Origin of the sequence: Butyrivibrio hungatei NK4A153, from assembly GCF_000424465.1 — a bacterium.
GTDB classification, from domain to species: Bacteria; Bacillota; Clostridia; order Lachnospirales; family Lachnospiraceae; genus Butyrivibrio; species Butyrivibrio hungatei_A.
Map to the genome: position 1 here is coordinate 33814 of NZ_AUJY01000011.1, position 15948 is coordinate 49761.

At 39.5% G+C, this 15948-nt stretch carries 13 protein-coding genes and 1 CRISPR repeat array; of the genes, 9 read left to right on the forward strand and 4 right to left on the reverse strand.

Annotated features, from left to right (window positions below):
- Positions 1–146 precede the first annotated feature (146 nt).
- The 7 genes from G628_RS0106980 to G628_RS0107010 all read left to right on the forward strand — a co-directional run bounded on the left by G628_RS0106980 (position 147) and on the right by G628_RS0107010 (position 9806).
- A complete protein-coding gene (locus tag G628_RS0106980; RefSeq protein WP_027208813.1) occupies positions 147–1538 on the forward strand; it encodes a PhoH family protein in 1392 nt (463 codons plus the stop codon).
- A 319-nt stretch (positions 1539–1857) separates the two neighbouring features.
- Entirely contained in the window at positions 1858–5910 is a 4053-nt protein-coding gene (gene cas9 / locus G628_RS0106985; RefSeq protein WP_027208814.1) for a type II CRISPR RNA-guided endonuclease Cas9, read from the forward strand.
- Between the two features lie 28 nt (positions 5911–5938).
- A complete protein-coding gene (gene cas1 / locus G628_RS0106990; RefSeq protein ID WP_027208815.1) occupies positions 5939–6811 on the forward strand; it encodes a type II CRISPR-associated endonuclease Cas1 in 873 nt (290 codons plus the stop codon).
- 4 nt (positions 6812–6815) lie between these two features.
- A complete protein-coding gene (cas2, locus tag G628_RS0106995) occupies positions 6816–7121 on the forward strand; it encodes a CRISPR-associated endonuclease Cas2 (RefSeq protein ID WP_027208816.1) in 306 nt (101 codons plus the stop codon).
- Positions 7118–7789: a type II-A CRISPR-associated protein Csn2 gene (csn2, locus tag G628_RS0107000; RefSeq protein ID WP_027208817.1), complete on the forward strand. Its 672-nt coding sequence runs from the start codon at positions 7118–7120 to the stop codon at positions 7787–7789. Before cas2 ends, csn2 begins: the two co-directional genes overlap by 4 nt.
- A 107-nt stretch (positions 7790–7896) precedes the next feature.
- A CRISPR array of direct repeats spans positions 7897–8657; the repeat unit is 36 nt; unit sequence GTTTGAGAGCGTTGTTAATTCAGAAGGATATCAAGC.
- Positions 8658–8672: 15 nt separating this feature from the next.
- Positions 8673–8846 carry a hypothetical protein gene (locus tag G628_RS18715; RefSeq protein ID WP_155833783.1) on the forward strand — a complete coding sequence of 58 codons (174 nt, stop codon included), beginning with the start codon at positions 8673–8675 and terminating at the stop codon, positions 8844–8846.
- A gap of 48 nt (positions 8847–8894) precedes the next feature.
- Complete coding sequence (locus tag G628_RS0107010) at positions 8895–9806, forward strand: RluA family pseudouridine synthase (RefSeq protein ID WP_027208818.1); 912 nt, start codon at positions 8895–8897, stop codon at positions 9804–9806.
- A 58-nt stretch (positions 9807–9864) separates the two neighbouring features.
- Here G628_RS0107010 and G628_RS16695 read toward each other — a convergent pair whose 3' ends face one another.
- Positions 9865–11151: a DNA polymerase Y family protein gene (locus G628_RS16695; protein WP_196803727.1), complete on the reverse strand. Its 1287-nt coding sequence runs from the start codon at positions 11149–11151 to the stop codon at positions 9865–9867.
- Between the two features lie 322 nt (positions 11152–11473).
- Here G628_RS16695 and G628_RS16700 point away from each other — a divergent pair, with 322 nt between their 5' ends.
- Positions 11474–12031 (forward strand): CAP domain-containing protein, encoded by a 558-nt coding sequence (locus G628_RS16700; RefSeq protein WP_051199071.1) that lies wholly within the window; start codon positions 11474–11476, stop codon positions 12029–12031.
- A gap of 185 nt (positions 12032–12216) precedes the next feature.
- Here G628_RS16700 and G628_RS0107025 read toward each other — a convergent pair whose 3' ends face one another.
- The 3 genes from G628_RS0107025 to G628_RS0107035 all read right to left on the reverse strand — a co-directional run bounded on the left by G628_RS0107025 (position 12217) and on the right by G628_RS0107035 (position 14700).
- Entirely contained in the window at positions 12217–12660 is a 444-nt protein-coding gene (locus G628_RS0107025) for an aspartate carbamoyltransferase regulatory subunit (protein ID WP_026654634.1), read from the reverse strand.
- Between the two features lie 20 nt (positions 12661–12680).
- Positions 12681–13628 carry an aspartate carbamoyltransferase gene (gene pyrB, locus G628_RS0107030; protein WP_034500714.1) on the reverse strand — a complete coding sequence of 316 codons (948 nt, stop codon included), beginning with the start codon at positions 13626–13628 and terminating at the stop codon, positions 12681–12683.
- Between the two features lie 61 nt (positions 13629–13689).
- Complete coding sequence (locus G628_RS0107035) at positions 13690–14700, reverse strand: DUF5050 domain-containing protein (RefSeq protein WP_027208820.1); 1011 nt, start codon at positions 14698–14700, stop codon at positions 13690–13692.
- Positions 14701–14818: 118 nt separating this feature from the next.
- Between G628_RS0107035 and pheA the strand changes: the two genes are divergently transcribed.
- Positions 14819–15946 carry a prephenate dehydratase gene (gene pheA, locus G628_RS0107040; RefSeq protein WP_026654638.1) on the forward strand — a complete coding sequence of 376 codons (1128 nt, stop codon included), beginning with the start codon at positions 14819–14821 and terminating at the stop codon, positions 15944–15946.
- The last annotated feature ends 2 nt before the right edge of the window (positions 15947–15948 follow it).

A 15948-nucleotide genomic window follows, 5' to 3' on the forward strand; every position in this document is an offset into this window, starting at 1 on the left:
TATATAGTGTGCTTTATAATAAAAAAGATAACGCAAACACAAGATGTGGTATAATTAATTCATGATACAGATGCCGACACAATTATTATAGAAACTTTCGGCATGAACAGTCATGTATCAAAAATATAATATGGGGAGGGCTCCGTATGAAGAAGATCTACGTACTGGACACCAATGTTTTGATTCAGGCACCACACGCCTTGAAGTGCTTTGAGGATAACGAGGTCGTTCTTCCACTGGTAGTCTTAGAAGAACTTGACGCCCACAAGCGTGACGAGGGCGAGAGAGGAGCTAATGTACGAGAGGCAATCAAGATCCTCGAGCAAATTCGGGGTAAAGGCGATCTTGTTGCAGGGGTTAAGCTCGATAACGGTGGAGTTCTGAGAGTTGAAAAGAACTTCAAGGATGTGGAGCTTCCCAAGGATCTGTCGGAGCACAAATCCGACAACCGAATTCTGAAAGTATGTAAGGGGCTTTCGGAAAGTAGGAAAGAGCAGGTAATTCTTGTAACCAAGGACATTCTCATGAGGATAAAGGCTCAGATACTCGATATGAGGTCGGAGGACTTTACAACTGAGCAGGTTGCGGGAGGCGGTGAGCAGTACAGCGGACGTGTAGATGTGTACGCTCCAGAGGATGCTTTTAAAGAGTTCAAGAAAAAGGGCATTCCGGTCGATAAGGTTTATTGCTGCGATGCAGACGGAAAGCAGTTTACACCGGAGCTCTATGAGAATGAGTTTGTTGTTGTAAGGGCGGATCAGTCCAATAACAAAACTCAGATGGGCAGAGTCTCAAAGGGCTTTATTAAAAAGCTTGATTATGAAAAGAGTCAACCCTACGGCGTTAAGCCAAGAAATGCAGGTCAGTATTTCCTTCAGGAGGCGCTTATGCAGCCTGCTGAGATCGCACCGCTTGTTATTGTCAAGGGAATGGCGGGAACTGCCAAGACTTTCTATTCACTTGCAGTCGGGCTCGAGAAGATGCTCAACAGACCAACTGGCGAGTACAGAAGAATCCTTGTGTGCAGACCAAATTCGCAGTTTGACGATGATATAGGCTTTTTGCCCGGAGACGAGCAGGAGAAGATTTCACCCCTTATGCGCCCCATAATCGACAATCTGGAGCAGCTTATCGATTCCAACGAGGAAGAACGCTATAAGGATGAAAAAGAACTGACTGACAAAACGGACGAAGTCTTTGAACGAGGCATCATTCAGTGTGAGGCTTTGAATTTCATAAGAGGAAGATCGATTCTGAAAACATATCTTATAATAGACGAAGCCCAGAATATGACGCCTACACAGGCTAAGGGTATCATCACAAGAGCAGGTAAAGACACCAAGATCATACTTCTTGGCGACCCTAACCAGATAGACAGACCGTTCCTCGATGAACGGACAAATGGACTGTCCTACGCAAGTGAGCACATGAAAGGAAGTCCGTTCTGCTGGCAGATATCTTTATCGGCATCGGAGTGTGAGCGTAGTCGTCTTGCAATGGATGCTATTGAACGTTTGCGGGACAAAAAAGATATTTGATGTGACGATTTATGAAAAAAGAAAATAGGTGAAGAGTATCAAAGCAGGCGTCTGTGTTGGACGCCTGTTTTTTGTGGTGGTAAAATGTACAAGGAACTGTATGAAATTACAAAATGATTTTATGTAAAATAACAAAGAAAGTATTTTTTATAAAAAAAGAACCTCCTGAGAGATTCTTTTTAAATACCGCACCATGCGGGTAAACGAGTTCGGCATTGCCTTATTTGCACTCGCGTTGTTAATTCAATTCAAAGATAGCATTTTGTTACTTGAAAGTCAATCAATATACGAAAAATAAAAAATAATGAGGGGTATTGGCATGGCAAATGTAAAATATTATCTTGGTCTTGACATGGGTACTAATTCTGTAGGTTGGGCTGTTACAGATGAAAACTACAAAATCCTTCGTGCCAAAGGAAAGGATATGTGGGGAATGCGCGAATTTGATGAAGCTAAACCCGCTGATGAACGAAGAACAAATAGAATCAGCAGAAGGCGCACCATGCGCTCAAAGGCACGAATTGGATTGCTGAATAATTATTTTGAAGATGAAATTGCTAAGATTGATCCCAGCTTTTTGCAAAGGCTTGCTAACAGCAAATACCATCTTGAAGATAAGGATGAAGCTGTCAGGTATAAATATGCTATTTTTAATGACAAAAACTATACAGATAAGGATTATTTTAAAGAATATCCTACAATCTTTCATTTAAGATCTGAGCTCATTCATAATGAGAGTCCACACGATGTAAGGCTTATATACCTTGCAGTTCTTAATATGTTCAAACACAGAGGACATTTCCTTGCCAACGGTATTGACACAACAAATGATGTACGAGGTATTGAAGATGCTTATTATGGATTTGTGTCTAATGCAAATGAGATTTGCGAGCTCAATTTTCCGGAAGAAAATGTTGATCTTAACAAGTTTAAAACTATACTTGCCGACAGGAAATTATCTAGAAGTCAGAAAGTGGATGAACTTTCGGAATTACTTGCAATCGGCAAGAAAGAAAAAGATTTTGTTAAGGCAATATGCGGACTGAAATTCGATATAAATAAAATTTTTGAACTTGGCATTGAAGATAAGAGTGTTAAGACAAGTTTTGCGTTTTCTGATTCAAATTATGATGAGAACGAATCGGAGATACTTGGACTTGCAGGAGATGACTACAGCGATATTATCCTGTCTTTAAAAGAACTTTATAACATTGGCACACTTGAAGTTATCATGCGTGGAAGCAGTTATTTGTCAGATGCCAGAATTAAAGATTATGAGCAGCATCACGAAGATCTGAAAATATTGAAAAGAGTTGTAAAGACTTATTGTCCCAAGGAATACCATAAGATGTTTAGGTCGGAAGACTCCGGAACATATGCGGCATATGTAAATTCTACAAATTCGGGTAAAAAGACAAGAAGAAATTACAAGAGTAGGACAACCGAAGAGTTATATAAGTCGATTAAGGCAATCCTTAAATCTGCGCCTGCAGATGATGAAGATGTCATATATATTACGGAGCATATAGAAAGAGAGAATTTTCTTCCCAAGCAGCTTACACCTTCAAATGGCGTAATTCCTAATCAGGTTCATGAACGCGAGATGCGCAAGATACTTGATAATGCAGGAAAATATCTTCCTTTTTTGACTCAAAAAGGTGAATCGGGAAATACGATTGCAGATGAGATTTTAGCTATTTTTACATTTACGATTCCCTATTTTGTCGGGCCGACATCGGAGAGCAGTAAGAAATATGGCGGAAACGGCTGGGTGATTCGCAAAGAAGAGGGAAAAATTTTACCGTGGAATATCAATGACAAAATTGATATGGATAAAACCAACGAAGCTTTTATAGAGAAAATGGTAAGGCGCTGCACTTATATTTCCGGTGAGATAGTCCTTCCGAAGAGTTCTTTGTTATATGAAAAGTATTGCGTTCTTAATGAGATCAACAATATGCGAATTGACGGAGAACGCATAAATTCAGAACTTAAACAGGATATATATACGGAATTGTATGAGAAGGGTAGCAAAGTAACCCGTAAAAAACTTGAGAATTATCTTGTATCAAGAGGAATCATCACTGATAAGATGCAGATATCAGGAATAGATGAAAATCTCAACAACTATCTTTCTTCATATGGAAAGATGAAGGGCGTATTTGGTGAACATATAAAAGAAGATAAGTGCAGGGACATGTGCGAGAATATAATATTCCTTGCGACTATATACGGAGATAACAGGAAGTATCTTCGCGGCAGGCTTATGAAGGAATTTCCTGAGCTTTCCGATGAGCAAATAAAGAGGATACTTGGCCTTAAGTTTTCGGATTGGAGCAGACTTTCTAAAGAGTTTCTATTGCTTAGAGCTTGTGATAAATCTACAGGTGAAGAAATTTCTCTTATTGATGCTATGTGGAACAGCACACATAACATGATAGAGCTGATTAATAGTGATGACTATACATTCAGGGATGAGCTAGAAAACTTGCAGAAGTCATCAATGGGTGTTCTGTCTGACTTTAAGTTTGAGGATTTGGATGCATACTATTTTTCAGCACCTGTCAAAAGAATGGTATGGCAGGCAATCAAGATAGTAAAAGAGATTGAAGGAATAATGGGCTGTGCACCTGCAAAGCTCTTTGTTGAAATGACAAGGAGTGAAGGTGAAAAGAAGAGAACAGTATCAAGAAAGAATAAATTTCTTGATCTATATAAGAGCATCAAAGATGAGTCGCATGATTGGAACGATATTATAACTAAAGCTGATGAGGATGGTACATTGCGCAGCAAGAAGATGTATCTGTATCTCACACAACAGGGAAGGTGCATGTATACAGGAAGGCATATTGAGCTTGATAAGTTGTTCGATAATAACCTGTATGATATAGACCACATTTATCCAAGACATTTTGTTAAAGACGATAATATTGAGAACAACCTTGTTCTTGTGGAAAAAGAGAAAAATGCTCATAAGAGTGACGTATATCCTATTGAGGAAGCAATCTTTAAATCACAGATTGGTATGTGGAAAGAGCTTTGTAATAAAGGATTCATATCAAAAACTAAGTACAGCAGACTTATATCTAGACAGCCTCTTACTGATGAACAGAAGGCCGGTTTTATTGCGAGACAGCTTGTAGAAACAAGTCAGGCGACAAAAGGCGTAAATACAATTTTGAAGGAACTGCTTAAAGAGAATACAACAATAGTATATTCTAAAGCTTCCAATGTTTCGGAGTTCAGGCAAAAATATGAAATTCCCAAGAGCAGACTTGTTAATGATTTTCATCATGCAAATGACGCGTACCTTAATATAGTTGTGGGGAATGTGTATTTTACAAAGTTTACGCAGAATCCTATTAGATTTATAAAAAATGAATACAATAAAGATCCCGATAAATTCAACTATCATCTTACAAATATGTATGCGCACAATGTTGAGCGAAATGGTGAGACAGCCTGGGTGGCGAGCAGTGATGATACAAAAGGAACAATAAGCACAGTAAAGAAACAGCTTTCGAAGAATACTCCGATACTTACGAGAATGACATTTGAAAATCATGGAGGAATTACAAGAAAGCAGACAATCTGGTCATCAAAGATAACCAAGCAGGATGTATATTTCCCTGTAAAATCATCCGACAAGAGAATGGCTGATGTTACCAAGTATGGTGGAATGTCTGATATTGCAACCGCCTATTTCTTCCTTGTTGAGCATGATGTTAAGAAAAAGAGAGTGCGAACACTGGAAACGGTTCCTGTATATTTGAGCAAGCGTATTGAGAAAGACAGTAGCTTACTTGAGCAATACTGCATGCAGAATCTGAAGCTGGTCAATCCGGATATAAGGGTAAGAAAAATAAATATACAGTCGCTTATTAAGAAGGATGGATATTATCTTAATATTTCGGGAACGACTGGAAATCGAATTACAGTTCGTAATGCAGTTGGAATGTGTTTGGGACAGAAGTGGAACGGGTATATTAAGAAAATAGAGAAATACGTTGCGCAGGAAATTGCGGATGATGTTTTAACAATTGAAAAGAATAATGAATTGTATGATGAAATACTGAGTAAGCATAAAAATACGATTTTTGCAAACAAGCCTAATCCTTCTTTTGAAACTATAGAAAAAGGTAAGGAAAAATTTTTACATCTTGATTTGTATGGTCAGATAAACGCGCTGTATCAGGTTTTATCTTTGACTGCAATAGGTTTTGGAAGAGCAGATCTTACTTTGATAGGTGGAAGTAAAACAAGTGGATTAATGCTTATGCCGAGTTTGATTTCCGGTTTTAAGGAACTGGTGCTGATAGAACAATCGGTTACAGGCTTATATGAACGGTGCATTGATTTATTAACTGTGTAATGGTTTGATTTGGTTTTGGGAGAACGATATGAGCTGGAGAACTGTCGTAATTTCAAATAGTGCCAAGTTAGATTATCAAATGGGATATATGGTTGTTCGCAGAGATACTGTTACAAAGATTCATATAAGCGAAATTCAGATATTGATGATTGAATCTACAGCTGTATCTCTGACAGCAGCACTTCTATGCGAACTTCAGAAGCAGAAGGTCAAAGTGATTTTTTGTGATGAAAAACGAAATCCCTGTTCTGAACTTGTTGGATATTACGGTAGCCATGATACAAGTGAAAAGATAAGAAATCAGATTGCATGGTCTTCCGACACCAAGAAATTGGTATGGACAGAAATTGTAACAGAGAAGATACGAAATCAGGCTTTATTTCTGCACGAGATTGGAAAGGCTGAGGCCGAGATGCTTGATGAATATGTAAAACAGGTTGAACCGGGGGATGAGACAAACAGAGAGGGACACGCCGCAAAGGTTTATTTCAATGCACTGTTTGGAAAAAAATTCACAAGGACGGCAGAAAACAGTATAAATGCAGCTCTTAATTATGGCTATGGAATAATTCTTTCAACTTTTAACAGGGAAATAACTGCTAATGGGTATCTTACGCAGATAGGACTGTTTCATAACAACATGTTTAATCCATTTAATCTCGGATCTGACCTAATGGAACCGTTAAGAACCATTGTTGACAGGTGTGTAGTTAATTTGAAGCCTGAAAAGTTTGAGCACGAGGAAAAGATTGAGATTATAAAGATTTTGCAACAGGAGGTAAATATAGGCGGGAGAAATGAAATATTAACCAATGCAATTAAAATTTATACAAAAAGTGTATTTGATGCGATTAATGACAATGATTTATCGGAGATAAAATTCTATAGGTATGAGTTATAGGTATATGAGAGTAATTGTGTTTTTTGACTTGCCTGTGCTTACATCATCAGATAGAAAAGAATACAGGTATTTCCGAAAATATCTTGTAAAAGCAGGTTTTATGATGGTTCAGGAATCTGTATATGTTAAGCTTGTGCCAAATTCGGGGATTGCAGATGCACTTGTCGAGAATGTAAAAAAGAATAAACCTCCAAAGGGGCTTGTGCAGTTGCTCAGAGTTACTGAGAAGCAGTATTCAAAAATGGATTATATTGTTGGTGAGCACAAATCGGATACTATTGAAAGTGATGAAAGGCTGATAATATTATGAGATTTGTATATTCTGAGCTGGGACTTGATATAAATATTCCGGAAGATAAAGTATTTACACTGACATTGGAAAAGCCTGATGTTTTTTCAAAAATATTAAGCGATTTGTGGATGCAGATATCAGGGCTGGAAGGGGAGACTATTATATCCGAAGAAGATGCAATACTGAAATTATCTAAGGTCGCCGATATGATTTTTAATCCTTTTGGCATTAACTGCAATGATAGGAAAATTTTAAATGCAATATATTCAGAAATGAAAGCTATTGCTTCCGAAGATCAAATTGAAAGTTTTGCAGAGATAAATAGGCAGAACATTGATTTCATAGATAATATAGGTGCAAAGCTTGATTATGCAATTACCTATGAGCTTGAGGTTGATGTGGCGGATATTTTTAAGATGTATGAAGTAAAGCTCCTTACAGATGATGACGGGCTTGTTTCAAAAATTATTGACTATATTAAATTGCTGCATAGAATATTGAAGACAAATGTTTTTATATTTGTAAATCTAAAACAATATCTTACCGACAATGAAATAAAAAGTGTATATGAAGCTGTTATATACGAGAAAGTGCAGCTTGTAGTAGTGCAGGCGAACTATTGTGATAAAATAAATTGTGAATATAATATTGTAGTTGATGCGGATTTATGCGTAATAGAGCCGTAAAGGGCTGAGTATAGCGAACAGGTTTATATAACACATAACTTCGATATATGAATTGACAGATTACGGCGGTAATTTTGCTCGGTGAGAACCCCGAATTTTAATTTGAGGTTTGAGAGCGTTGTTAATTCAGAAGGATATCAAGCCTTCAGATACATTTTCAACAGCAACGCTCAGTTTGAGAGCGTTGTTAATTCAGAAGGATATCAAGCTTATCAGTCATCATCTTCCTCCATACTCTTGTTTGAGAGCGTTGTTAATTCAGAAGGATATCAAGCTAATAGCGGTGACTGTGAGATTATGATTTAGTTTGAGAGCGTTGTTAATTCAGAAGGATATCAAGCCAGGGTAGAAGTAATAAGGCAATTGTTTTAGTTTGAGAGCGTTGTTAATTCAGAAGGATATCAAGCAGCAATTCCCGAAGGTGGTGCAGTAACTCCGTTTGAGAGCGTTGTTAATTCAGAAGGATATCAAGCATATGGAGCAGGAGGACGAATAATGGCACGGTTTGAGAGCGTTGTTAATTCAGAAGGATATCAAGCATTCATTCGTAAGAGAATTTAGATTAGGCAGTTTGAGAGCGTTGTTAATTCAGAAGGATATCAAGCCGTCCCGTTAGATCGTCAAGTTCCACACCGTTTGAGAGCGTTGTTAATTCAGAAGGATATCAAGCATTCATTCGTAAGAGAATTTAGATTAGGCAGTTTGAGAGCGTTGTTAATTCAGAAGGATATCAAGCCGTCCCGTTAGATCGTCAAGTTCCACACCGGTTTGAGAGCGTTGTTAATTCAGAAGGATATCAAGCATTCATTCGTAAGAGAATTTAGATTAGGCAGTTTGAGAGCGTTGTTAATTTAGAAGGGTATCAAGCGGAGGAAGAAATAATATGAACAGTAAAGATAAGAACAAGAGAATTGCGGAGCGCTTTATTGAACAAAGCCGGAACATGCACTTTGAGTATACAGAAGAAAGAACAGAAAATAAGGAACGCAAATACAAAATTGTTGATAGTTTGGGTGAGCTGGTAGGATTCAACGAGTCTGTACTAAGGGAAGCGTGATATAATTAGACACGATGCAGAAGTAAGAACAGTTGAAGATTTATTGTAATGAATAAAGAATACAGAGAAATCGAATATACAGTGACAGAAGCAGACGGAAGGCTGACTGCGGGCGAGATTATGAGAGAGCGTCTCATGCTCTCGAGCAGGGAGGTCAGCAGGTGCAAACAATTTGATGACGGTGTTATGTGCAAGGGAATGCCGATTAGAATTATCTCAGAGCTTATGCCGGGTGACGTACTTACAGTCAGGTTGTATGAAGATATAGAGAATAGCTCTGAAATTGTGCCGAGTGACGAGCCGGTAGATGTTGTTTATGAGGATGAAGATCTTATCTTATTAAATAAAAAAGGAGATCAGGTTGTGCATCCTTCGTATGCTCATTACAAGGATTCGCTCAGCAATGCACTTGCCGGATACTATGTAAGAACGGGGCAGGAACATGTTATGCGTGTGATAGGAAGGCTCGACAGGGAAACGTCGGGACTTATTATTTTTGCAAAGAACAGGCACAGTGCGTCGATTCTTTCGCGTAAGAATGAGAATATGTCACGCAGAAAAGAGTACTTAGCTCTGTGCAACGGAATCTTTGATGAAAAAGAAGGAACGGTAGATGCTCCGATTGAGAGAATCCCCGGCCAAAGGATGATAAGAGAAGTCCGAGATGACGGTAAGAGAGCGATAACTCATTATAAGGTTGAAAAAGAGTTTAATGATTTTTCATTGGTACGCCTTAAGCTCGATACCGGAAGAACGCACCAGATAAGAGTCCATATGTCATACCTCGGGCACCCGCTTCTTGGAGATAATCTTTACGGAAAAGAGATTGAAGATAACAAAGGACTTACAAGGGCAGCATTACACGCTTGCCACCTTGAGTTTGAGCAGCCTATAACGGGAGAAAAGCTTTCTTTCGAAGCGGAACTTCCCGAAGATATGAAAACGGCGATGAGAATATAAAGATAAAAGCAGATTTATACATATAACAAATTGTATAAATCTGCTTTTATATTGAATATCAAACGCGTCCCTTCTTTATAGTATCTTTTCCGAATTTAAGATTGATTTCATCAGCCATTTTATTTAGTCTCTTGGTTCGTTCATCGTTCTTATTGTTGCTGTTGTTACTATTAAATGAAACATCAAACAGTGAGAGCTGTCTGTAGGAACCGTCGTCGAGTTTACTAACACCGACGCCTACAAGCCTTACGTTTTCGCCTTTCATAAACAGTCCGTCAGTTCCGAGCATCATCTTATCTGCAAGCTCTTTGGAATAAACAAAGAGTTTATCTGCATCGTCAATCGAATTTTCAAGCTGCATCTGACAGGAGTGACGCCTAAAATCTGTTGTCTTAACCGATACGGTAACGGTGCGGCCAAAAACACCATCGCGCCTTAGCCTTCGTGATACGCTCTCGGATAAATGTTTCAGAACGGGAATAATATCTTTATCATAGTTATCTGCCGTAAGGTCCGATGAAAGAGTAGTTTCATTGGAATAACTCTTAGCCTCTTCGTATTCTCCCGATACTTCGGTGCTTCCGTAACCGTTTGCGCTGTAATAGATATAGCTTCCGATATTTTCTCCAAGTATATGAGTTAACATAACAGGATCGGAGTTTGCGGCATCTCCGATTGTTCGGATTCCGATGTTCATGAGTCTGTCGGCGGTCGCTTTGCCGCATCCGTATAAGTCGCCTATGGGAAGCGGCCACATTTTCTTTTCTACCTCGTCGGGGAAAAGAGTGTGAATCCTGTCGGGCTTGGTAAAGTCACTTGCCATCTTTGCAAGGAGTTTATTGCTCGAAATCCCGACATTGACGGTAAAGCCCAGAGTGTCTCGTATCTCGTTCTTTATCTTATCGGCAACACAGATGGGAAAGGGCTTATCTGGTGAGGAAAGATCTGCGTAGACAGATTCCGTTCCCGTCATATCAAGATACGCTTCATCGACGGATACCTGCTGAACACACGGAGAATACTTGTTTAATATATCGATGAAAGCGTGAGAGTATTCTCTGTAAGTCGCAAAGTCAGATTGAACAAGGACGAGTTTAGGACATTTCTGGAGCGCCTTAATGACGGGCTCACCTGTGACAATCCCGTATTTTTTTGCAGGGATTGACTTGGCGGTGATAATTCCGTGGCGGGTCTTGACGTCGCCTCCCACAGCAGAAGGAATAGTCCTTAGATCGATGCTCCCCGGCTCTTCGCGGAGCTTTTTTAGTGCTGACCATGAGAGAAATGCTGAGTTTACATCGATGTGAAATATATAATTGTCATAATTGTACGAAATATTGTTCAAACATGCCCTCTTAAACGATAAAGTATAGATAAAAACGGATTTTTTTATTACATTAACACTATACAACGAACATACATTCGAATCAACAGGGTAAAATGTGAATTTTATAAATCCAGTAGGAGTGCGCGTTTGAAGAATTGTATCGAAATTTAGGTAAAAAAATTTCATCGGACAACTTATTTAAGTGAAATAATAGATATTTTTAACCCAAAAAATGTGATTAACTATATTGAACGATAAAAAGAATTGCTTTAAAGTATATTTAAGGTTATGAGAGGGTTATGTTGTACCTAATATTTATGCTTATGCAGGAGAGATGGATATGAGAAATTTAAAAAAACTTTTCGCTGTAATGTTTTCATGTGTACTTGCTTTTACTTTTGTAGCTTGCGGTTCTACCAAAGAGGGGGCACTTGATGGTGGTGCTGCAGCAAGAGGAGCAGACGAGGGCGTCGGAGAAGTCTACATCGATGATGGTGCAATTGCTCTTGCGGGATCAGCTGCATCAAGCCAGGCAGCTATTGATGCTTGCGCAGGTGTATTCAACCTCATGAATCAGCAGAGAGCAGCTCAGGGACTTTCAGCACTCGTATGGAGCGATGCTCTTACATCAGCAGCTCAGGTTAGAGCTAATGAGATCACAACTTCATTTTCACACACAAGACCTAACGGATCTGATTTCTGGACAGTAGATAGTAATGTTCAGTACGGTGAGAATCTTGCTAAGCTGTATCAGTCAGCTGATGCGGTTTACACAGCATGGATGAACTCACCTACACACGCTGCCAACATTCTTGATGGCGGATACAAGACTGTAGGTATCGCAGTATTCCAGGCAGCAGACGGAAACTGGTACTGGGCACAGGAATTCGGATATTGATAAATTGATAATATAAACAAATACAACAGACAAACCCCATGAAGTAGAAGCCTTGAGAAGCGGATGATTTCTCAAGGCTCTTTTCATCTGAATCAATAAGATTATTTCATCGAAATATTATTTTCATTTGAATCTAAAAAAGAGCCGCAAGCGACTCTTTTTTTAATAGAAAAATCAGTGAATTCTTAGTTCTTGGAAGCATCACCTTCCGTATACTTCTCGTCGCAGTATTTGCAACGGTAAACCTCGTTCTTTTCGTCAGCGAGATAGAAGACCTGAGGAAGTCCCTGCTCGATAGATGAAATACATCTGGGATTGTGGCAGCGGATAACGTTTGTGATCTCCTTGGGAAGTACGAGAGCGCGCTTTTCGATGATCTCGCCGGACTTGATAACATTAACAGTGATATTGTGATCGATATATGCAAGGATATCAAGGTTGAGAGTATCGATGTCGCATTCAACCTTTAAGATATCTTTTTTGCCCATAACCTTACTCTTGGCATTCTTTATTATGGCAACCGTAGAATCGAGCTTATTGAGTCCCAAATGGTTATAAATCTGCATGCCTTTTCCGGCCTGGATATGATCAAGTACAAAACCTTCTTCAATTTTTCCGATATTTAACATGTATGACCTCTTTCTGTTTATTAGAATTTTTTAAGCAATCCTTCATTCATGTGCGCATCTGTCATATTAAGAAGCGTAAGGATAAGCGCCATTCTTACATACAGACCGTATTGAACCTGTTTGAAATATGCAGCTCTGGGATCTTTGTCAATCTCGACCGCAATTTCGTTTACTCTCGGAAGAGGATGGAGAATGTGCATTTTTTCTTTTGCAAGAGCCATCTTGGCTTCGTCGAGAATGTAGAAATTGCGAAGTCTGATATAATCTTCCTCGTTGAAGAAACGTTCTTTCTGGACTCGTGTCATGTAGAGGAAATCAAGCTTTGGCATAACTTCTTCAAGCTTTATTACTTCTTCATATTTGATGCCCTTGTTGTTGAGCATTTCTGTTATGTAATCGGGAACACGAAGTTCCTTGGGAGAAACAAAGATGAAATTAATTCCTTCATATCTTGTCAGAGCATTTATCAAAGAGTGGACTGTTCGACCAAATTTAAGGTCGCCGCAAAGACCGATAGTGAAATCGCCTAATTTACCATGTAAAGATCTGATTGTAAGAAGATCGGTAAGTGTCTGTGTAGGATGCTGATGGCCGCCGTCACCGGCGTTTATAACAGGTATCTCGGAGTTGGCAGCTGCTACCATCGGAGCACCTTCCTTGGGATGACGCATGGCGCATATGTCTGCGAAACAAGAGATAACACGAATTGTATCGGCAACGCTTTCGCCCTTGGCTGCCGAAGAGTTACTTGCATCTGCAAAACCGAGGCACTTGCCTCCGAGTCTTAACATAGCTGTTTCAAAACTAAGTCTTGTTCTTGTACTTGGTTCATAGAAGCATGTAGCCAGAAGCTTTCCGTCGCACTTGTGAGAGTAGGCTTCCATATTTTTCTCAATGTCGTTAGCTACATCGAAAAGGTCCTCCAATTCAGATACACTGAAGTCGAGGGGGTTCATCATGTGTCGCATATTATTCATACCGTCTCCTCAATAAAATACAAAAAGATTACTAAAAAATATTTCAAACGGATCAATAAGCACTTACAAAAATAGAAGCAGGTGACGATCCGCTCAATGGCATATGATACATCACATCATCCAATCCGTAAACCTTAAAATAAACATATTTGGATGATAGATTTATACTATTCACAATTCCGTCATATAAGACTACTGTGTCCGATCCGTCAAGGTTGCATCTCCTAAGAGACGGAGCGTTCGGATCGGAAAATGCGTAGTAAATATAGTTGTCGTTCATGGCAAAACAGTCGATTCTGTCGCTTACAACAGGCTGTGAATTGCCGCTTGCAAGATTGGCGCGCCACAAGCTGTAATTGTCGTCGCCGTTCATGTAGTATATATAATCTCCCTGAACAACAGGATAGAAGTAATTTCCTTCGATAATGGTGGATATCGCATCACCTGCCGTTGTCTGCAGGGTGTGAATGTTGTGATCCTCGGTAACACCTGTAAAGTAGATGGTGCCGTTGTTGTAGCAGACGGGAGATATCTTTTCATTGGCGACGGTAGAGCGGTTTTTCTGATCGACTCTGATCTTCTCAAGAGTTCCTCCGTTACCGTTATTTACCTGAAAATACAGATATTCTCCGCAAAGCTGAACTTCACCGCAGAAGTCCCTCAAAAGACATGTCTGGTTCCGTCCGTTTGCCTTGCATCTGTAGATGCCGTACTGGTTGGTGACGGTGCTAAGACCCGAGAGTTTGTCGGATTTTTTGGTCGAATCCATATAGAAATACAGAAGACCGTTTGCACCGTTTATATATTTGACTCCCATGCTGGTGAGTCTTTTCTGATTAGTTTCGTTGGGATCCATGGAATAAAGACAATCGCTGTCAGCGGGATTGGAAAAAAAGACCTTGCCGTCCATTTCAAAGACAAGACCGGAATTATGAAGATTGCCCGCCAGGTTGCCATGATCGGATGGGAACATAGCTATCTGCTGATCCTTGATATGGACTGCAACAACAAATGCTATGATAAGAGTAATGATAGCGAAAGTAACCGCAGTTCGTTTTGTCATTTGTCCACCTCTTTTTATGTTTCCGTTATAATTATTATAGGCGTGTTATTTCTTGCTATCAAGAAGCATTTGTTCTAAAATTCTATTAGATTTAACACTTGGAGGAATACGCAAATATATGGATCTGAAAGATTTACGAAGCGAGATTGATGTTATAGACAAGCAGATTGTCGAACTTTATGAAAAGAGAATGGAAGTTGCGTCACAGGTCGCTGATTATAAAATATCTGTAGGAAAAAAAGTTTTTGACAAGCAAAGAGAAGATGAGAAGCTTAAGGCGGTTAAGGCGCTTGCACATTCTGATTTTAACAGAATTGGCGTTGAGGAGCTCTTTTCCCAGCTAATGTCTATGAGTAGAAAACTTCAGTATCAGAAACTTTCAGAGAAAGGAGCTTCGGGGAATCTTCCTTTTATACAGAAAGACAGCATAGATAAAAAGAACTCCAGAGTTTGCTATCAGGGAGCTGCAGGCTCTTATTCGGAAGAAGCAATGAAGAAGTTCTTTGGAAAAGACGTAAACAGCACGGCGGTTGAGACATTCAGGGATGCAATGGCTCTTTTGGAGGAAGGAAGCGTTGACTATGCGGTTCTTCCGATTGAAAATTCGACAGCCGGAATCGTGAGCGAGATATACGATCTTCTTGCGGAGTATGAGCACTACATTGTAGGAGAGCAGATAATAGAGATAAAGCATTGTCTTTTGGGCGTGCCCGGAGCGAAGCTTGAAGATATCAAGACGGTCTATGCTCATCCTCAGGCTCTTATGCAGAGCGCAAAGTTCTTATCGGACAACAGCGGTATTCAGCAGATCGGTATGAAGAACAATGCCTTTGCGGCTAAGAAAGTTGCCGATGAAAAAGATAGATCACAGGCAGCAATCGCAGGTGCCGGAGCGGCAGAGGTTTACGGACTTGAAGTGATCAAAGAGGGTATAAATCAGGCTGATTCAAATTCAACAAGATTTATTATAGTTACAAACCAGAAAGTATTTTTGAAGGATGCGAAAAAGATAAGCATATGCATGGAAATTCCACACGAGGCAGGCTCTCTTTATCACATCATGTCACATTTTATATACAACAATCTCAATATGACCAAGATAGAGTCAAGACCTATCGAGGACAGAAATTGGGAATACAGATTCTTTATAGATTTCGACGGGAATCTTGGAGACAGTGCAGTTAAGAATGCTCTTCGCGGACTTCGCGAGGAAGCAAAAATGCTTAGAATACTCGGTAATTACTGATT

Coding starts and splice junctions, on each gene's coding strand:
- G628_RS0107010 (WP_027208818.1), top strand. CDS start 8,895: ATGAATAAAGAATACAGAGAAATCGAATATACAGTGACAGAAGCAGAC.
- G628_RS16700 (WP_051199071.1), top strand. CDS start 11,474: ATGAGAAATTTAAAAAAACTTTTCGCTGTAATGTTTTCATGTGTACTT.
- G628_RS0106980 (WP_027208813.1), top strand. CDS start 147: ATGAAGAAGATCTACGTACTGGACACCAATGTTTTGATTCAGGCACCA.
- cas1 (WP_027208815.1), top strand. CDS start 5,939: ATGAGCTGGAGAACTGTCGTAATTTCAAATAGTGCCAAGTTAGATTAT.
- G628_RS18715 (WP_155833783.1), top strand. CDS start 8,673: ATGAACAGTAAAGATAAGAACAAGAGAATTGCGGAGCGCTTTATTGAA.
- csn2 (WP_027208817.1), top strand. CDS start 7,118: ATGAGATTTGTATATTCTGAGCTGGGACTTGATATAAATATTCCGGAA.
- cas9 (WP_027208814.1), top strand. CDS start 1,858: ATGGCAAATGTAAAATATTATCTTGGTCTTGACATGGGTACTAATTCT.
- pyrB (WP_034500714.1), bottom strand. CDS start 13,628: ATGCGACACATGATGAACCCCCTCGACTTCAGTGTATCTGAATTGGAG.
- G628_RS0107025 (WP_026654634.1), bottom strand. CDS start 12,660: ATGTTAAATATCGGAAAAATTGAAGAAGGTTTTGTACTTGATCATATC.
- pheA (WP_026654638.1), top strand. CDS start 14,819: ATGGATCTGAAAGATTTACGAAGCGAGATTGATGTTATAGACAAGCAG.
- G628_RS0107035 (WP_027208820.1), bottom strand. CDS start 14,700: ATGACAAAACGAACTGCGGTTACTTTCGCTATCATTACTCTTATCATA.
- cas2 (WP_027208816.1), top strand. CDS start 6,816: ATGAGAGTAATTGTGTTTTTTGACTTGCCTGTGCTTACATCATCAGAT.